At 44.9% G+C, this 18,745-nt stretch carries 14 protein-coding genes; 10 read left to right on the forward strand and 4 right to left on the reverse strand.

Features of this window, described 5'->3' with window-relative positions; genetic code table 11:
* Nucleotides 1-5: 5 nt before the first annotated feature.
* The 5 genes from MD536_RS02595 (at nucleotide 6) to MD536_RS02615 (ending at nucleotide 7,567) form a co-directional block, all read left to right on the forward strand.
* On the forward strand, nucleotides 6-350 hold the full coding sequence (locus MD536_RS02595; protein ID WP_239595503.1) for a hypothetical protein: 345 nt from the start codon (nucleotides 6-8) through the stop codon (nucleotides 348-350).
* A gap of 2 nt (nucleotides 351-352) precedes the next feature.
* The gene (locus tag MD536_RS02600; protein WP_239595505.1) at nucleotides 353-2,821 is read left to right on the forward strand and encodes a DUF5686 and carboxypeptidase regulatory-like domain-containing protein; all 2,469 of its coding nucleotides are present in this window, start codon (nucleotides 353-355) and stop codon (nucleotides 2,819-2,821) included.
* 75 nt (nucleotides 2,822-2,896) lie between these two features.
* A complete protein-coding gene (gene trhO / locus MD536_RS02605; RefSeq protein WP_239595507.1) occupies nucleotides 2,897-3,931 on the forward strand; it encodes an oxygen-dependent tRNA uridine(34) hydroxylase TrhO in 1,035 nt (344 codons plus the stop codon).
* A gap of 110 nt (nucleotides 3,932-4,041) precedes the next feature.
* Entirely contained in the window at nucleotides 4,042-5,379 is a 1,338-nt protein-coding gene (locus MD536_RS02610; RefSeq protein WP_239595509.1) for a sensor histidine kinase, read from the forward strand.
* 70 nt (nucleotides 5,380-5,449) lie between these two features.
* Nucleotides 5,450-7,567, forward strand: coding sequence for an endonuclease MutS2 (locus MD536_RS02615; RefSeq protein WP_239595512.1), 2,118 nt, complete (start codon nucleotides 5,450-5,452; stop codon nucleotides 7,565-7,567).
* Between the two features lie 109 nt (nucleotides 7,568-7,676).
* Here the strand turns inward: MD536_RS02615 and MD536_RS02620 are convergent, their stop codons facing one another.
* The gene (locus tag MD536_RS02620) at nucleotides 7,677-8,108 is read right to left on the reverse strand and encodes a CBS domain-containing protein (protein ID WP_239595515.1); all 432 of its coding nucleotides are present in this window, start codon (nucleotides 8,106-8,108) and stop codon (nucleotides 7,677-7,679) included.
* Nucleotides 8,109-8,206: 98 nt separating this feature from the next.
* On the opposite strand from MD536_RS02620, the gene MD536_RS02625 reads away from it, so the two are divergent.
* From MD536_RS02625 to MD536_RS02645, 5 genes are read left to right on the forward strand one after another with little or no spacing between them, the layout of a single operon-like run.
* A complete protein-coding gene (locus MD536_RS02625; RefSeq protein WP_239595516.1) occupies nucleotides 8,207-10,819 on the forward strand; it encodes an MGH1-like glycoside hydrolase domain-containing protein in 2,613 nt (870 codons plus the stop codon).
* Complete coding sequence (locus tag MD536_RS02630) at nucleotides 10,816-11,976, forward strand: DmpA family aminopeptidase (protein ID WP_239595519.1); 1,161 nt, start codon at nucleotides 10,816-10,818, stop codon at nucleotides 11,974-11,976. The genes MD536_RS02625 and MD536_RS02630 overlap by 4 nt, the downstream gene beginning before the upstream one ends.
* Complete coding sequence (locus MD536_RS02635) at nucleotides 11,973-12,791, forward strand: aminotransferase class IV (protein ID WP_239595521.1); 819 nt, start codon at nucleotides 11,973-11,975, stop codon at nucleotides 12,789-12,791. Before MD536_RS02630 ends, MD536_RS02635 begins: the two co-directional genes overlap by 4 nt.
* Complete coding sequence (locus tag MD536_RS02640) at nucleotides 12,788-13,774, forward strand: helix-turn-helix transcriptional regulator (RefSeq protein ID WP_239595524.1); 987 nt, start codon at nucleotides 12,788-12,790, stop codon at nucleotides 13,772-13,774. Before MD536_RS02635 ends, MD536_RS02640 begins: the two co-directional genes overlap by 4 nt.
* 41 nt (nucleotides 13,775-13,815) lie before the next feature.
* A complete protein-coding gene (locus tag MD536_RS02645; RefSeq protein WP_239595526.1) occupies nucleotides 13,816-16,146 on the forward strand; it encodes a glycoside hydrolase family 20 protein in 2,331 nt (776 codons plus the stop codon).
* A 2-nt stretch (nucleotides 16,147-16,148) separates the two neighbouring features.
* On the opposite strand, the gene MD536_RS02650 is transcribed toward MD536_RS02645, so the two are convergent.
* From MD536_RS02650 to MD536_RS02660, 3 genes are read right to left on the reverse strand one after another with little or no spacing between them, the layout of a single operon-like run.
* A complete protein-coding gene (locus MD536_RS02650; RefSeq protein WP_239595528.1) occupies nucleotides 16,149-17,132 on the reverse strand; it encodes a Gfo/Idh/MocA family protein in 984 nt (327 codons plus the stop codon).
* A 1-nt stretch (nucleotide 17,133) separates the two neighbouring features.
* Nucleotides 17,134-17,661: a DinB family protein gene (locus tag MD536_RS02655; protein WP_239595530.1), complete on the reverse strand. Its 528-nt coding sequence runs from the start codon at nucleotides 17,659-17,661 to the stop codon at nucleotides 17,134-17,136.
* 21 nt (nucleotides 17,662-17,682) lie between these two features.
* Nucleotides 17,683-18,714 carry an SMP-30/gluconolactonase/LRE family protein gene (locus tag MD536_RS02660; RefSeq protein ID WP_239595532.1) on the reverse strand — a complete coding sequence of 344 codons (1,032 nt, stop codon included), beginning with the start codon at nucleotides 18,712-18,714 and terminating at the stop codon, nucleotides 17,683-17,685.
* Nucleotides 18,715-18,745: the final 31 nt, after the last annotated feature.

Below are 18,745 nucleotides of genomic sequence, written 5' to 3' on the forward strand. Positions count from 1 at the left end.
TTAACATGAAATTTATCATCTCAACGATACTGACAGCGCTGTTGTGCTTTGTTCTCGGACTATATTTACCGTGGTGGAGCATTGCGATAGGTGCTTTTATTGTTGCACTCGCCGTTCACCAGGCAGGATGGAAGGCATTTTTGTCGGGTTTTATCTCCCTCTTTCTCTTATGGTCTGGCCATGCCTGGTTGATCAGCGAAGCCAATGAAGGTTTGCTGGCTAAGAAAATTTCTGTGTTGATACTGAACATAGAAAACCCTTTCCTGTTGATCCTGGTAACCGGATTGACAGGAGCCCTGGTAGCCGGGTTGGCAGCAGTTACCGGAAGCCTTGCCCGGAAGATCGTTTAAGTATGCAAAAAATTGGGTTGGTTTTTTTATTGCTCCTGCAGCAGACACTGCTTCATGCCGGAATGGTAAGCGGATATGTACGGGATGAACAGGGAAAGCCGTTGCCGTATGCATCGGTTTATGTCAAAAATGGACAACAGGGTACTACCTCAGGAGTAAATGGATTTTTTCAATTGAATTTACCGGAAGGCAAACTCACCCTGGTAGCGCAGCACGTAGGTTATACCCGACAGGAACGGGAAATAATGGTTCAGGATGTAGCCATGCAATTGAACTTTACCCTTGCTCTACAACAGGCCAGCCTGAAAGAAGTGGTAGTTAAACCGGGGGCGGAGGATCCTGCTTATGAAATTATCAGGAATGCTATTCGCAAAAGAAAGGAACACCTGGAAGAATTAAGCGGCTTTCAGTGTATGGTATATACAAAGGAACAATTGCAGTTACGCGATTACCCCACCAAATTTTTCGGACAAAAAGTTGATTTCGAAGATGGCGATACCAGTAAGCGGAAAATTCTTTATCTGAGCGAAACGGTATCTAAATATTCTGTGAAGGAAGCGGGATTGGATAAACTGGAAGTATTGTCAACAAGAGTAAGTGGAAACAGTAATTCATTCGGACTCAGTTTGCCACGCATCATTAATTTTTACCAGAACAGCATCGTGGTACAGGGGTTGAACCAACGGGGATTTATCAGTCCGATTGCCAATAATGCCCTGTACTATTACAGGTATCAATATGAAGGCAGTTTCTGGGAGGAAGGCAGGGAAATCAACCGTATAAAGGTGATCCCTAAACGAAAATATGAACCGGTATTTTCGGGAACCATTTTTATAACGGAAAATGACTGGCGGATACATAGTCTGCAGCTGGAACTGCTGAAAACATCGCAGATGGAAATTCTGGATACCCTGCAGGTTGAACAGTTATATGCACCCTATGATACCAGGAGTTGGGTGATCCGCAAACAAGTATTATATCCAACAGTGAAACGATTTGGATTTGATGTAATAGGCAGTTCGGTAACAGTTTATTCGGATTTTAATCTCGAGCCGGAATTTGCGCCCAAGCATTTCAACAATATTGTGATGAAGTACAATGAGGGATCTAACCGGAAATCAGTAGAATATTGGGATTCCATCCGACCGCTACCCTTGCAGCCGGAGGAGATACTTGATTACCAAAGGAAGGATAGTTTGGAGCAGGCGCGTAAGGATCCCCGTTATCTTGATTCGCTGGATCGGATCCGCAATAAAGTTTCTCCTGTTGCCTTGTTATTGACAGGAGAAAATTTCAGTATTCAGAAAAAGCGGGTAAGCATCAGTGTGAATCCGGTTTTACAATCGGTGAGTTTTAATACCGTAGAAGGATTGGCTATAGCTGCATCGGGGGTTTGGACAAAACGACTGGATTCGGTGAACACGGGCCGCTCCATCAGTATTAAGCCAACTGTCCGGTATGGATTCAGTAACGGACATCTGAATGCCAGGGTTCAGGGTATTTACAATTTTGGTACGCGTAATCCCTCCAGTTTGAGTTTTGCCGGAGGTAAATATGTGTTTCAGTTTAACAATGAGGCCCCGGTGGGACCACTGGTGAACAGTTTTGCAACCCTATGGCGGGAACTGAACTATCTGAAACTGTATGAAGCCTGGTATGGTAAAATGCAATACAGGAAAGAGTTGAATAACGGGTTTACGGTGATGGGAGGGGTACAGTACCAGGATCGATGGTCGGTGAATAATACCACGAACTACAAATGGAGGAATCTGAATGACCGTGAGTATACGCCCAATTTGCCGGGTGATTTACTGTTGGCTCCTATGGAGGCGCACCAGGCATTTACCACTGAATTGAATATCACCTGGAAGCCAGGACTGCGTTTTGTGGAATTTCCTGATCGAAAATTGAATTTGGGGTCAAAATATCCATCTATGTCGCTGGGTTTAACAAAAGGCTGGAAAGGCATCCTTGGTTCGGATGTTGATTACCTGAAATGGGAAACTGGTATACGGGATGATCTGAATTTGAAGATTGGCGGATTGTTCCAATATTCGGTTGCTGTGGGAGGGTTCCTGCAGCGCGATGCGGTACAGATTCCGGACTTCAAACATTTTAATGGAAACCAGCTCCTGTTTGCTACACCGTATATGACTAGCTTCCAGGGGTTGCCCTATTACAAGTTTAGTAATGCATCCAGATTGTGGATGGAAGGTCATGTTGAACACCACCTCAATGGCTTATTGACAAATAAAATTCCAGGCTTCCGCCAATTGAACTGGTTCCTGGTGGGAGGTGTTAATGCTCTTTGGCTGGATGGGAACCGGCATTATGGCGAAGTGCTCGTAGGGTTGGAAAATATCCTGAAAATCTTGCGCGTGGATATGGTTTTCACCTTTGACCAGGGCCGGTTTACAGGAACTTACGGTCGCTTATCTATCCGGGGCTTTTCTTTTGGCGCTACTGATTAAGACCTTATTTCCCTACCTTTGCGGCGCAACAGAAATTTTGTTCACCAGGCAAGTGTCCTTAAAATTTCAACTAAAATGCCCGTATTACACAATCGTATCTCCCAGGAGGAGCTGAAACGTCGTTTGATGGAGGAAACCGAACCCCGGACCACCATTTCCTTTTACCAGTATTTTTTTATTGAAGATCCTCAGGCTTTCAGGGATCAGTTGTATGTACACCTGAATGCATTGAAAGTGTTTGGAAGGATCTATGTGGCGCAGGAAGGGATCAATGCACAAATCAGTGTGCCGACGCCCAATTTTGAAGCGTTCCGCAATTATTTGTACAGCATTGAGCCTTTGGCTGGCTTACGTCTGAATATCGCGGTGGATGATGATGGGAAATCTTTTTGGGTACTGAAAATTAAGGTCCGCGATAAGATCGTGGCAGATGGAATTGAGGATCCTGCATTTGATATGCGAAATAAGGGGCGCTATGTGGACGCGGTTACCTTCAATAAGTTGACAGATGATCCCAATACCATCGTGGTGGACATGCGCAATCACTATGAATACGAAGTAGGTCATTTTGAACGTGCCATTGAAGTACCAAGTGATACCTTCCGGGAGCAATTACCCATGGCGGCAGATATGCTGCAGGAGGATAAGGATAAAAATATCATTATGTATTGCACCGGAGGTATTCGTTGTGAAAAGGCCAGTGCCTATCTGTTGCATAAAGGATTCAGGAATGTTTTTCACCTGGAAGGCGGTATCATTCAATATGCAAACAAGGCGAAAGAATTAGGCCTTCCGAATAAATTCAGGGGTAAAAATTTCGTGTTCGATAACCGCCTAGGAGAGCGGATAACAGAAGAGATTATTGCTCGTTGTCACCAGTGCGGGGAACCAGCCGATGATCATACCAACTGTGCCAATGAGGGTTGTCATCTCCTGTTTATTCAGTGTAAAAAATGTGCTGAGAAATATGAGGGTTGTTGCAGTACAGCGTGCCAGGAGGTGATCCATTTACCACTGGAGGAGCAGAAGGCATTACGCAAAGGCATAACTAAAGACCAGAATATCTTTAATAAATCCCGCGCGCGCCTGCGCCCCCGGATCAATTCTTAAAATGATCAGGCATAAAACTGGTAGTATGGAAAATTCGTAGGTACAATACAAGTGATTGATTGTCGTTTAATTACCGGCATCCTGTGCAAGACCGAATAAACCGCCGTGCCATGATCAATTTGCTGTTGACGAAATCAGGTTGGATTCAGAAAGTTAAGGTAGAAAGTACAGAAACCACAGTAGATCCGTTGGAGATTCGTAAAATGCGCATCTTTAACCGACTTAACTGGCTGGGACTGTTAACCGGTATATGCCTGCCGATAGCCGGGTTGTTAAACAATGACCAACTACCATTCGTTGCCTGGATCGTTGCCTTTTCTCCTGCCTTTATAAGTGGTACCGTATTATTGTTTAATTTTTACGGTAAATCGACAACCGGACTGATGACTTATTTCACCTGTTATCCGGTATTAAGTACGATGGTATATGCGGCTGACCTTGATCTTGGAATAGAATTGTTCTTTGTGCTGTATGGTGTTTTATCGGTATTCTTTTTACCAAAAATCTGGCAGGCCATTTTTTGTGGATCAATTGCAGCACTTTGTTATATCCTGGTTTATGTCTTAAAACGGGATTATGCCGTTCAGTTATCCGATTTGAATTTTCCTTTTTTTATTGGTAATCATTTATTAGCGCTCTTCTTCATTTTTTATGCCCTTTACCTGATCAAAAAGGAAAATACGGGTTACCAGCAGGAACTCCTGCAGTCCAATCAAAAATTGCAGGCACAGAAAAAACTGGTGGAACAACAATCTGCCCAGTTGAGTGATTTGAATTCACTCAAGAATAAACTGTTCTCTGTGATTGCGCATGATCTTCGTACACCTATGTATGCATTAAAAAACCTCTTTCGAAATATTGAGCAGTATGATATGCCCGCAGAGGAAGTAAAGATGATGATACCGGATATCAACCAGGAAATGCAGTTTACTACCAACCTGATGGAAAATCTGTTGCAATGGGCAAAGAGTCAGTTACAGGCTGCTGCGGCGCATCCGGAGGAACTGAACCTGGCACTAGTTACACAGGAAGTGGTAGGACAGGTACGCTTGCAGGCTTCAGGGAAATCTATCCAGGTAAAAAATCGGTTACAGGAAAATAAGCTGGTTTGGGCGGATAAGGATATGACTCAACTGGTGCTGCGCAACCTGGTAACCAATGCGCTGAAATTTACACCAGAAAACGGCCAGGTTGAAATCGGATCGAGGGAACTGGACAGCCATATTGAAGTGTATGTAAAAGACAATGGTGCCGGTATGTCTGCCGAAACCATTTCCAAACTCCAGGAAAATGCCTTTTTCACTACCCAGGGCACCAATAAGGAGGCAGGAACCGGTATCGGCCTGATGTTATGCCGGGAATACCTGCACCGAAATGGTGGCTGGCTCACCATCCATTCTGAAGAGGGCCAGGGCAGTGAGTTCTGCTTTACGCTTCCCAAACGCTGACTTTTTTTCTCCGCTCTTGCATATGGCATCCGTCAAGGCGGAGTGAAGTAATTCGTTAACTTTGCGGCCTATGAAATTGTTCCCGGAGTCGGCAATTGTACAGCTGGAGTTTGATAAAATCAGGACCCTTTTAGAAGCGCATTGTAAAACTGAATATGCCCGCCTGAAAGCGCAGGATCTTCGCATCCATACCAGGTTATCTTATATAGAAACAGAATTGCGTCAGACGCATGAATACCGGGGATTATTGCAGCACGCTGTTTATTTTCCCAATGAGTTTATCGCCAACCTATCCAAAGAATTAAAACTGCTGGGAATCCCGGGTGCGGTTTTATCCGGAGAGCAGTTTGTGCAGGTGAGAAAACTGGCCGAGAATATGGAGCGTCTCTTTCGCTGGTTTGACAAAGAACGCAGAGAAACTTATCCCGGTTTAACCCAGGTAATTGAAAACAGCTATTACGAAAAGTCAATTCAGGTTGCGATCAATGAGGTGCTGGATGAAAATGGCAATGTGCTGGATAATGCCTCCGAGGAATTGAGAAGGATCCGGATCAGCCTCTACAAAAAACGAAACGATCTGCGAAGAGTTTTTGAACGCATCATACAGAAATTGAATAAACAGGGATACCTCGCAGATATCGAAGAATCCTTTCTGAATGGCAGAAGAGTAGTGGCTGTATTTGCTGAGCAAAAACGATTGATTAAAGGAATTCTGCACGGCGAAAGCGATACCAGGAAAACAGCCTTCATTGAACCGGAAGAAACCATCGAACTAAATAACGAAGTGTATTCACTGGAAAATGAAGAAAGCAGAGAAGTATACCGTATTCTACGCAGCTTAACAGCGCAATTATCATCACATGCACCCTTGCTGAATACCTATTTGCAGATCTGTGGTGAATTTGATTTTATCCGTTCAAAAGCAAGGTTTGCTCAGGATTATAACGGAGAGTACCCGGTGGTGCTGGACAAAGCGCATATTCACCTGGTGAATGCTTATCATCCGCTCCTGTATCTCTATAATAAACGCACGGAAAAACCAACCATTCCGGTAACACTGACTCTGGATGATAAAAACCGGATACTGGTAATCAGTGGTCCCAATGCCGGAGGAAAAACGGTAACCATGAAAACGGTTGGACTAACCCAGATGATGGTGCAGGCCGGATTACTAGTGCCTGTGCACCCCTCCTCAGTTTTTGGCATCTTCAAACAGCTCATGATTCATATCGGAGATACACAAAGTCTCGAATTTGAATTGAGTACCTATAGTTCGCACCTCAAAAACATGAAACATTTTATGGAGGTAGCGAATGGCAAAACCTTGTTCTTTATTGATGAACTGGGAAGCGGATCCGATCCCAACCTGGGAGGCGCCTTTGCAGAAGTGATCATGGAAGAACTTGCGCGTAAGCATGCCATGGGAATAGTAACCACGCATTACCTGAATCTGAAAGTAATGGCGAATAAAACGCCGGGTATTATCAATGGAGCGATGGCCTTCGATGAGGAGAATCTGTTACCTATGTACAAACTCATCATCGGCAAACCGGGCTCTTCCTATACCTTTTCAATTGCACAGCGCATCGGGCTGGATAAGCGATTGATTGACCGGGCCAGGAGTATGGTGGATGAAGATCATTTCCGCCTGGACAAATTGCTGAACAGAACTGAACAGGACCTTCGGGAGCTGGAAAAAAAAGAAAAGGAACTCAACAAACTGCTGCGTGAAAATGAAAAGTTGAAAAAGGAAATGGAGCAGGTGATGGATAAAGAAAAACATCGCCAGCAGGTAGAGTTACTGAAGCAGCAGAACAAGATCACAGAAGACCGCATCGCTTATCTTAAAGATATGGAGCGCAAGATCAAACAGATCTTGCTGGAATGGAAAAAAACAGAAAACAAGGAGAAAGTGATGAAGGAAATGTTCTCCCTGCTCTTTAAGAAGGATGATCAGAAGGTAGTCAATAAACTGCAGAAAAAAATTGAATCCAAATTTGATGAAATCACTGGTGAGATTGCTGTCGGCAGCAAGGTTAAAATGAAACGCAATCACCAGGTTGGGCAGGTAATTGAACTCCGGGGTAAACGCGCGGTTGTAAAAATAGGGCTCTTGCCCATGCAGGTAGATCTGAAGGACCTGGTGATGGTGAGGGAGAAGGAGGAAAAAGTGAAAGGTGAAAGGTGAAAAGTGAAAGTAAGTCAAAGGTGAGAGGTCAAAGGTGAAAAAGGAGTCTACCCCCTTTTCACCTTTCACTTTTCACGATCTTTCACCTCTCACTTTTCACCTTTCACGTTTACGAGTGTATATACGATTGCAAATGCGAAATTGTTTCTTCCTGGTTAGCAATCACCGCTTTGATTACGTCGTTCACGGATATAATACCAACTAAATAATTATTGTTGAATACCGGCAGATAGCGGATGTTGTTGGCAGACATTAGCTGCATACATTCGTCAATGGTGCTATCCGGACTAATACGCGGCAGGTCAGTAGACATAATATCATGTACGCGGGTATCTGTGGAGGATTTACCTTTGAGGATTACTTTACGCGCATAATCACGCTCGGTAAGAATTCCATTGTATTGTCCATCGGCATCAATAACGAGGATGGATCCAATGTTGTGATCGCTCATGATCTTGAGCGCATCAAGTACGGTTGTGTTGGGAACCACACTAACCAGGTGCCTGTTCTTTCGGGCGAGGATGTCTGCTACTTTTTTCATATCGAAACTTTAGAGTTCCCTTTAAGTTACATATTTATTCCGATAATACGAAACGCAGGGGAGTCCTTATCTTTACTGCTGAACCGAAACGAGAATAGATGAACGAAGAGCAGCAACGACTTAATGATCCGAAATGGAAAAGGTGGGGCCCCTATGTGTCTGATCGTCAATGGGGTACAGTTAGAGAAGATTATAGTGAAGATGGAAATACCTGGGAATATGTTACCTACGATATGGCCCGATCCTATGCTTATCGATGGGGAGAAGATGGTATTGGCGGCATATCGGATCATCACCAGACACTTTGTTTTTCATTGGGGCTCTGGAATAAAAAAGATCCCTGGATTAAGGAGCGCTTGTTTGGTCTTACTGGTCCGAGGGGTAACCATGGGGAAGATGTAAAGGAACTCTATTATTACCTGGATTCCACCCCTACCCATTCCTATATGAAGATGTTGTATAAATATCCTCAGCAGCCCTTCCCATACGACTTATTGTATGCTGAAAATGATCGCAGAAGCAGGGAAGAAGCAGAATATGAATTGCTGGATACGGGCATCTTTGACAACGGAGACTATTTTGATGTTTTCATTGAATATGCGAAAGCTAGTCCGACTGATATTCTTATCAAAATTTCAGTAGCGAACCGCCACAAGGAAGCCGCCGGGATTTCCTTGTTGCCCACTCTTTGGTTTCGAAATACCTGGTCCTGGGGACGCGACGACTACAAACCAGATATGCATGCGGAGGGCAGCAATATCATCGCCAATCACCGTAAGATGGGAACCTATCACCTTTATTGCAATGGGAACCCGGAACTACTGTTTTGTGAAAATGAAACCAATGCAAAACGACTCTACGGAAAAAAAGGAATTCAATCCTATGCAAAGGATGGGATCAATGATTATATCGTTCAGCGAAAAAGAACCGTAGTAAATAAAGCTAAAACCGGAACCAAAGCTTCAGCCCATTACAACCTAATGCTTCGGGCAGGCGAAACCGTTAGTTTGCAATTAAGGTTGAGTAAGGAAGCGCTGGATTATCCTTTTCATGATTTTGATGCCATCTTCTGGCAGCGTCTTGCTGAAGCAGATGGTTTTTACGCAGATAAACAGCGCGTGGTTTTATCGCAGGAAGATCGTATGATTCAGCGGCAGGCATTTGCCGGCATGCTCTGGAGCAAACAATTCTATTATTTTGATGTGGAGCAATGGATGCAGGGGGATCCCAATAAGCCAGCACCCTTTAACAGGGCCTGGGGCCGGAACAATGATTGGACGCATCTAAACAACGCGGATATTATTTCCATGCCGGATAAATGGGAATATCCCTGGTATGCAGCCTGGGACCTGGCTTTTCACTGCATACCACTGGCATACCTGGACGCCAGTTTTGCAAAAGGTCAGATCAGTTTGCTTACAAAGGAATGGTACATGCATCCCAATGGACAGTTACCTGCCTATGAATGGAATTTTGGTGATGTAAATCCACCCGTTCATGCATGGGCAACCTGGCGGGTGTATGAAATTGATAAGATTAATAATGGCGGGGTAGGTGATCTTAAATTCCTGGAATCAGTTTATCATAAACTTCTACTGAATTTCACGTGGTGGGTTAACCGAAAAGACCACGATGGTAATAATATCTTCCAAGGAGGATTCCTTGGACTGGATAATATTGGTGTCTTTGATCGCAGTGCGCCTTTGCCCGGTGGCGGACACCTGGAGCAAAGCGATGGCACTTCCTGGATGGCGATGTATTGTCTTAACCTGTTGCGCATGTCACTGGAACTGGCTAAGCACAATCATGTGTATGCAGATATGGCGACGAAGTTCTTCGAACATTTTGTTTATATCGCCAAAGCTATGAACAGTTTTGGAGCCAAAGGAAACGGCTTGTGGGATGAGGAGGATCAGTTTTATTACGATGTGCTTAAAAAACCGGATGGGTCGGAACAAACACTCAGAGTGCGTTCCATGGTCGGAATTATTCCTCTTTTTGCAGTAGAAGTGATCGAGCATGAGCTCTTTCAGCAAATCCCGGAATTCGTGGAAAGGATGGATTGGTTTTTGAAAAATAAATCCGCGTATGCCTCTGTAATTTCCGAATGGTCAAATATGCTTTCCAATTCCAAGCACCTGCTTTCCCTGATCCGGGCGGATAAACTGGTTGCAATATTGACCCGGCTTTTGGATGAGACAGAGTTTTTGAGTGACTACGGATTAAGAGCGCTTTCCAAATACCATGAAGATCATCCCTATGAGATCAGGGTGGACGGGAATCGCTTTGGTGTGAAATACCTGCCAGCAGAATCGGACAGCAGCATGTTTGGAGGCAATTCCAACTGGAGGGGGCCAATCTGGTTTCCGCTTAACTACCTGTTGATTGAATCGCTTCAACGCTATCATTTCTATTATGGTGATGCATTAAAAGTTGAATATCCAACCGGTAGCGGAAAATTCCTGAACCTCGACCAGGTAGCAGATGAAATTTCCAGTCGCCTTCTGAAAATATTCAGAAGAGATGATCAGGGAAGAAGAGCCGTATTTGGTCACTATGACCTGTTGCAGAAAGATCCCTATTTCAAGGATTATATGCTATTTTATGAGTACTTCCATGGCGATAATGGAAGGGGTGTGGGTGCTTCCCATCAAACCGGGTGGACCGGACTTGTATCTAAATTATTACACCCAAGGCATCCCGGAACATGAGACTAATTATTCGGTTACTCCCGGCTGTGAGTATGTTGTTTCCTTTGCTGCTGCATGCGCAGGAAAAGCCGGACCCTACTGCACCAAAAACAGCCCGCGAGTTGGGGTTGGAAATTGGTGTAATGGCAACCGGAAAATGGAATGCCATAACAGATGTTACTGGAGTTAAAGTAGGGCATCATACACTTGTTCAGGGTGATTCAGTTCGGACAGGTGTAACCGTTATCCTGCCACATAGTGGCAATCTGTTCCAGGAAAAAGTTCCGGCAGCCATTTTTGTTGGCAATGGATTTGGTAAACTAGCTGGTTCAACACAGGTAATGGAACTCGGTAATTTGGAGACTCCGATCGCGCTCACTAATACACTTAGTGTTCCGGTTGCGATGCAGGCATTGGTAAACTATACGCTGCGGCAAACCGGCAATGAATCGGTGCAGTCGGTGAATGCATTGGTTGGAGAAACCAATGATGGATGGTTAAATGATATCCGGGGCATGCATCTGAAAGAGGAACATGTTTTCAAAGCAATTGCGGCAGCTGATTCCGGGAAAGTGGCACAGGGAAATGTAGGAGCTGGCACAGGAACCGTTTGTTTTAATTTTAAAGGAGGGATTGGTACTTCCTCCCGGGCACTTCCCTCCAGTTTGGGGGGATATACAGTGGGTGTTTTGGTTCAAACCAATTTTGGGGGTGTGTTACAAGTGGATGGTATCCCGGTTGGGGAAATCTGGAATCAGTTTTCATTTAGTAATCACCTGCAGAATCGGGTGGATGGCTCCTGCATGATTGTGGTGGCAACTGATGCACCAATTGATGCCAGTAACCTGGAACGACTTGCCAAAAGGGCATTTATGGGACTTGCCAAAACCGGTGGAATAGCTTCCAATGGAAGCGGTGATTACGTAATTGCTTTTTCCACATACAAAGGCAATCGGATTTCCCATATCTCAGACAACCCGGTGCAAGTCATCCAAAACCTTAGTAATGAAGGAATGTCGCCCCTTTTTATGGCTGCTATAGAAGCCACTGAAGAAGCTATTCTTAACTCCCTATTCATGGCAGTAACAGTCAAAGGGTATAAAGGAAGAACCATATCGGCTATACCCCTGCCCAAAATGCAGCAGCTATTAAAAACCTATCATAAAATACCCAAATGAACTACGCCTGCATCAATGGAGAATTCTGCAACACTGATAATGCGATGATCGGTATCCAGGATATGGCCCTGCAAAGAGGATATGGTATGTTTGATTTCTTCAAGGTAATGGGTCGACAACCGGTATTTCTGGATGACCACCTGGAACGTTTTTGGGAATCAGCACGTTTATTACGGTTGCCCTTACCTGTTAGCAGGGAAGAGTTAACCAAACAGATTTACCAATTGATTGAGATGAATCAATGGGTGGATGCAGGCATCCGGATGACGCTTACTGCGGGATATGCACCGGATGGTTATTCCATTCATGAGCCGAATCTATTGATGAGTGGACAATCTGTTCAACTGCCGGATACCCTGTCAGAAAAGGGCATCCGGTTATTTTCGTATGCACATCAGCGCCAGTTGCCATTGATAAAATCCATTGATTATCTGATGGCCGTTTGGATACAGGATGAAGTGAAAAAAGCAGGAGCCGATGAGGTGCTTTATCATCAGGGGGGCTGGATCAGTGAATGTCCGAGGGCCAATATCTTCCTGGTTACTGCAGCAGGTGTACTGGTTACACCTGGTGAGCAGGTTTTACAGGGAATAACCAGAAAAAAAATTCTGGAGGTGGCTGAAAAGGTCACCAGCGTTGAAACCCGGCCTGTTCACCTGAATGAGTTCAAAACAGCAAGGGAAGCGTTTATTACCAGTACCACCAAATTGCTAACTCCGGTTGCTGTTGTAGACGGAATACCGGTAGGAACTGGCGGTCCGGGTGAACTAAGCCGCGTTTTATTTGATGAATACTCCAAGTTACTACCGGCATGAATCGCATCGACCGACTAACAGCTATATTAATCCAGTTGCAATCCCGGCGGCTTGTAAAGGCGCAGGACATTGCCAGCAGGTTTGGTATCAGCCTGCGCACAGTCTACCGGGATATCAAAGCAATTGAAGAATCAGGCGTACCCGTAATCGGGGAAGCAGGACAGGGATATAGTATTATGGAAGGATACCGGCTTCCTCCCGTTATGTTCACCAAGGAAGAAGCAATCTCTTTTCTTACAGCAGAAAAGCTGATGGAGAAGTTTACCGATGCTGGATCCAGAAATGCTTTTCAATCAGCAATGTACAAAGTGAGGGCTGTTTTGCGATCCAGTGAAAAAGACCTGCTTGAAAATATGGAAGGGTATATAGAGGTATTGAGTCAGCGTGGTTCCTTATCAGAACAACCGGATCTGAAATTACAGCAAACTATTTTAAACAGTGTGGCTTCAAAAAAAGCAGTTTCCATCCGTTATTTTTCCAACTATAAAAGAGAAAAGACCACTCGGATTATCGAACCGCTGGGGTTGTTTTTTATGGGCGGACAATGGCATCTGATTGCTTATTGCAGGATGCGGGCCGACTACCGGGATTTCAGGCTTGACCGCATCGAAGGCCTGCAACTTACAGACGATTCATTTACCAAACAGCATATCAGTCTCCAGGAATATATCAGGAAATCAGAATCAGAACATCCTATAGAGGAAATCATCATTCGTATTCCGAAAAAATACCTCCATTACCTGGGCGATCAGAAATTTTATATGGGTCTGATTCGCGAAACAGATCTTGGGGATGAAATGGAATTGCAATTCATGTGTCCCTCCTTAATGGGATTTGCCCGCTGGGTGATCATGTTCGGAGATATTGCAACCATTTTACATCCGGAAAAGCTGAAGCAGGACGTTTATACCATCGCTGCCGGAGTTCAGGGTAAAATAGAAGCAGCATCTGATACTTTAGAGCAGCCCTCCACGAGCATTTAAGGCTTGTATCCTCCTAATTTTACAGGATTTAATTTCTGAGTATGAAGCAAACTGCCTGGTTGAGAATCCTGCTGATATTATTTCTGAATAATGCTGTATCAGCCCAGGAAAGCGTAACAGACAAGCCTGTCAATATAATTCCAAAACCACTCGAATTGGTGAGGGGAAAAGGACAATTTACCATTCTTCCCAATACGCAAATCAGGTATAACCCTGCTTATTCGGATCTGGCAGAAGCAGGGATTTTCCTGAATAAAAGAATAATGGAGATTTGCGGTTATTCTTTGCCGGTAGGAATTGCTGCTTCGAATAGCATTGAGTTATTGTTGGAGGATAACCAGGCACTGAACAAGGAAGGATATACCTTGTCTGTACAGCCAGACAAAATCAGGTTGGCTGCTCCATCCAAAGCCGGACTGATTTATGGCATGCAATCCCTGCTGCAATGTTTACCGGTTATTCGAACCAATGCCCGTCTGGAAATACCGGTTATGGAAATCCGGGATCAACCCCGCTTTGGATATCGGGGTATTATGATTGATGTGAGCCGTCATTTTTTTGCGCCCCAGGCTGTTAGAGACATCATCGATCTCTTGTCGGCTTACAAAATGAATGTGTTTCACTGGCATCTTACGGATGATCCGGGCTGGCGGATTCAGATTGATAAATATCCTGCCTTAACCAATATGGCGGCCTGGAGAGTTGACCGTTCAGGTATCCCCTGGAATGAACGAAAAGCTGCCCAAACCGGGGAGAAGGCAACATATGGCGGATATTATACAAAGGAGCAGATACGTGAAATTGTTGCCTATGCTGCAGAAAGAAATATCACAATCATTCCTGAAATTGAAATGCCAGGCCATTCTGTGGCAGCAGTTTCTGCCTATCCTTTTTTATCCTGCACCGGACAACAACAGGCACTGATCACAGGAGGCCAATATCCAACCGGTATTCAAACCAACTATTGTGCTGGGAACGACAGTTCATTTTTATTTCTGCAGGATGTGCTGGATGAAGTACTTGAATTGTTTCCGTCCCGCCTGATTCATATCGGCGGTGATGAAGTTGATAAAAGACCCTGGCAGCAGTGCAGCAAATGCCAGGCACGTATCAAAAAAGAAGGTTTAAAGGATGAACATGAGCTCCAGAGTTATTTTATCAAGCGGATAGAGAAATACCTGAATGCAAAGGGAAGACAGATCATCGGATGGGATGAAATACTGGAAGGCGGACTTGCTCCCGGTGCAACGGTGATGAGTTGGAGAGGAGAAGCAGGCGGAATTGAAGCTGCAAAAATGAAACATCCTGTGGTGATGACTCCCGGCTCGCCCTTGTATTTTGATCATTACCAGGCTGGTCCCGCAGGAGAGCCTATCGCGTTTGGAGGGTTTAATCCGCTTAAGAAAGTATATGCGTATGAGCCAATTCCGCAGGAACTCCAAAACACTGAATTTGCTGCCTATGTGATGGGTGCACAGGCTAATCTCTGGACAGAATCCATTGAAAGCCGCGAGCACCTGGAATATATGTTATTACCCAGAATGATGGCGCTGGCTGAAGTGGTTTGGTCAAAACCCGAGGCGCGCAACTGGGTAGATTTTCGCACCCGGCTGGAAGCACATTTCACCGGACTGGCACAAAAAGGATTTCGGTTTAGTGAAGGAAATTTTACTGTTGGTATCAAGCCGCTGATAACAGACGGACAATTAAAAGTTGCATTGGAAACGGAGGCGCTGGATGCAACTATTCATTATACACTGGATGGATCTTATCCTACCACCGGAAGCCCGTTTTATACAGGTCCGATTACCATTCATGGCAATACAACCTTAAAAGCCATAACGGTTAAAAATGGACGGGTGAAAGGAAACGAATCTGCAGTGCAACAGTTTGTGAAACACCTGGCAACAGGGAAAACCGTTTCTTATCAATTCCCCAATTCCAATTCTTATATGGCGGATGGACCTAATTCGCTTACAGATGGTATTCGCGGAACCGGGCAGGTTGGTAAATACTGGCATGGCTTCAGTGGAAAGGATATGGTAGCAACCATTGATTTGCAACGATTGCAAACTGTACGGGAGATAAGTGTTGGGGTGATGCAGCACTATAAGGACTGGATCTTTTTCCCGACTGGTGTAAGTGTTGAACTTTCAACAGACGGCAAAACGTTTAAACCGGTTGGCACCTATTCAAACAGGATTTCAGCGGATGAAACCAAATCAATGCAGGAAGATTTCAGAATTGCATTTTCCCCTAGGCAGGCCCGTTATATCAGGGTAACTGCGAAAGTTTTGCCTGCCTGTCCGAAGGGGCATCCAGGAGAAGGGCAGGCTGCCTGGTTGTTTGTGGATGAGATCCTGGTGAAATAAACTTATTCAAAGGGGAACTTCAGCCCGATTTGACGGCGTACAGTATCCATGATTTCCTGTATTCGGAGGGATTGATCGAAAGACATAACCGGACTTTCGGTTAGCCCTTTACGTAAGCAATCTGTAACATGCTGCATTTCAAAATGAAAGCCTCTCGTCGAACGGCCATCCGACCAGGTTTCCAGTAGTTCATCTTCATTGGAATAGCGTTCTATTGTAGTGGAGCGCCAGAAACTGGGTAATTTGATATAACCGGTGCTGCCAAACAGGTAACCGGTATTGGTGCCTTTGGAAACGATAGAGGTATACAAATTGGCGCTGGTGCTTCCAAACTCGAGCAGGATACCGGTACGCTCATCCACACCACTTGAAGCCAGATGAGCAGAGGCAGTAATTTTGTATGGCAACCGATCCATAAAATAATTGGCGAAAGCAATAGGGTAGATGCCAATATCCAGTAATGCGCCCCCTGCCAGTACGGGGTTCCACAATCTCTCCACAGTGGGTTCAGAAGGAAAGCAGAAATCAGCCTGGATTAATTTTAAGTCACCAATTCGTCCTTCGCGAACCCAGTTTCTGGCTGTTTCCAGTGCGGGAATGAAATAGGTCCACATCGCTTCCATCAGAAACTGATTGTTCGTCTTCGCAATTGCAATCAGGTCCTTTAATTGACCCTTGTTCACACAAATGGGTTTTTCGCAGAGTACGGCTTTTCCAGCTTGTAAGGCTGCACTGGCCTGGCTGAAATGAAAAGGGTGGGGCGTAGCAATATAAACCGCGTCGATGTCAGGATGGTGGATCAGATCTTCGTAGTTCAAGGCATGGGGGATAGCAAATTCATTGGCAAATCCCTGTGCTTTTTGTACTTCACGGGATCCAATTGCGAGTAGTTCAGCTTCCTTCAGGTATTGGAAATCGGTAGCAAAGGCCCGGGCTATTTTTCCGGCTCCCAAAATTCCCCAGCGAATAGTTTTTGATTCGTTCATGTTATGTTTTGCTTTGTTCCTGCAATACACGAGCAGTTACCAGTGTTTGTCCCGTATGACGCATCATGTGTTCTGCGGCATGAAATATCAGTCCCAGTTGGGTGGTTGGTATTCTTTTTCTGCCAATGTATCTCATTGCGGTTGGTGCATCCTCTCTCATTGTGGAAAGTTCCTGTAAACAGGTTTCAACCTGGGCATGTACTGCCTCTAATAACTGCTCCAGGGTTATTTGTTCATTTCGGACACCCTCGGTTTTCAGGTAACTTAGCTGCGCATCCGAAAGACTGTTGTCTTTGGCATAGGTATACAAACGATCCAGTACTCCAACAATATGCTGCAGGTGAAAACCAATGGATGCCATACCATAAACCGATTCCCAAAGTAAGGCACTGGGAAAGTTTTGAAGTGCCTGTTTCAATTCATCCCTCGATTGTAACAGGGCATGGGCTGCAGGTTGAAAAATGGGAGCAATACCCTCAATCGGACCCCTTTGCCACCATTCCAGTGCAGGCGTGGTTGATTCAGCCATGATTTCGTTTGTTTGTTGGTGTTAGCGAAGCTTTACCCTTAACAGGTACATATCAGCCGTAATGTACAGTGTTTTTTCATCTGCGGATAATGCACAGTTGGAGCTGGCTACGGGTAGTTTGATGCGTCCCAGTGGTTTGGCATCCTTGTTAAAAAACCAGATACCACCCGGACCGGTAGCATACATATTACCGGCCTTATCAATTTTGAAACCATCTGGTCCGCCTGGAGTAGTTTTTGCATAACTGCTGGCATCAAAGAAGATGCGGGCATTTGTCAGGCTATCGCCAGTTCCAAGATCAAATGCATACCAAACCGCTTTTTCAGATTCTGAGTTGGCAACGAGCAGGGTTTTACCATCGGGCATTAAACCGATTCCATTCGGGCGATTGATACTATCTACCAGCAGGTCAACCTTTCCGTTTGTACCTACACGGTAGACACCCTGGTAGGGAGCCGCTTTGGTACTGTCGTCGATATATTTTTCAAGGCCGTAGGGTGGATCTGTGAAATAGATATCACCACTGGGATGTAAGACTGCGTCATTGGGACTATCAAATTTTTTCCCCTGGTACTCTCCTGCAAGGGTTGTGAATTTGGATTCGGGTTTGTTGATTGGCGCCTCCATACGGGCTATGCGGCGATCACCATGCTGGCATAAAATAAGGTAACCAGTTTTATCAAGCAGTAATCCGTTTGAGCCAAGTTCACCACCACGGGGTATTTCACCGGTATATCCGGATGGCTTCAGGTAAAGTTCTTTACCATTTTTTTCAGTCCATTTGAAAATGGCATTATTGGGAATATCAGAGAAGAGCAACATTTGTTCAGATTCAACCCAAAGGGGGCCTTCACTCCATTCAAAGCCGTCTGCAATGATTTCTACTTTTGCATCTTTCGTTACCAGGTCCCGAAAGGCCGGATCCAATTCTTCGATGGCACCAATCTGTTCATAGATTTGCGTGCCTGAGCAGGCCAGGATAAAACCAATACAGCAGGAAGTCAGGACTTTCACAATAATTTTTCGGTAACTTAATTCTGTAAAGAGTGGCATGGCATTCGTGTTTGATAGCTTGAAAATACAA

Origin of the sequence: Flavihumibacter cheonanensis (assembly GCF_022352215.1) — a bacterium.
Lineage (GTDB): Bacteria > Bacteroidota > Bacteroidia > Chitinophagales > Chitinophagaceae > Flavihumibacter > Flavihumibacter cheonanensis.

Bases quoted from the DNA above. Each gene is read 5' to 3' on its own strand.
- MD536_RS02595 (WP_239595503.1), top strand. From the start codon at position 6: ATGAAATTTATCATCTCAACGATACTGACAGCGCTGTTGTGCTTTGTT.
- MD536_RS02600 (WP_239595505.1), top strand. From the start codon at position 353: ATGCAAAAAATTGGGTTGGTTTTTTTATTGCTCCTGCAGCAGACACTG.
- trhO (WP_239595507.1), top strand. From the start codon at position 2,897: ATGCCCGTATTACACAATCGTATCTCCCAGGAGGAGCTGAAACGTCGT.
- MD536_RS02610 (WP_239595509.1), top strand. From the start codon at position 4,042: ATGATCAATTTGCTGTTGACGAAATCAGGTTGGATTCAGAAAGTTAAG.
- MD536_RS02615 (WP_239595512.1), top strand. From the start codon at position 5,450: ATGAAATTGTTCCCGGAGTCGGCAATTGTACAGCTGGAGTTTGATAAA.
- MD536_RS02620 (WP_239595515.1), bottom strand. From the start codon at position 8,108: ATGAAAAAAGTAGCAGACATCCTCGCCCGAAAGAACAGGCACCTGGTT.
- MD536_RS02625 (WP_239595516.1), top strand. From the start codon at position 8,207: ATGAACGAAGAGCAGCAACGACTTAATGATCCGAAATGGAAAAGGTGG.
- MD536_RS02630 (WP_239595519.1), top strand. From the start codon at position 10,816: ATGAGACTAATTATTCGGTTACTCCCGGCTGTGAGTATGTTGTTTCCT.
- MD536_RS02635 (WP_239595521.1), top strand. From the start codon at position 11,973: ATGAACTACGCCTGCATCAATGGAGAATTCTGCAACACTGATAATGCG.
- MD536_RS02640 (WP_239595524.1), top strand. From the start codon at position 12,788: ATGAATCGCATCGACCGACTAACAGCTATATTAATCCAGTTGCAATCC.
- MD536_RS02645 (WP_239595526.1), top strand. From the start codon at position 13,816: ATGAAGCAAACTGCCTGGTTGAGAATCCTGCTGATATTATTTCTGAAT.
- MD536_RS02650 (WP_239595528.1), bottom strand. From the start codon at position 17,132: ATGAACGAATCAAAAACTATTCGCTGGGGAATTTTGGGAGCCGGAAAA.
- MD536_RS02655 (WP_239595530.1), bottom strand. From the start codon at position 17,661: ATGGCTGAATCAACCACGCCTGCACTGGAATGGTGGCAAAGGGGTCCG.
- MD536_RS02660 (WP_239595532.1), bottom strand. From the start codon at position 18,714: ATGCCACTCTTTACAGAATTAAGTTACCGAAAAATTATTGTGAAAGTC.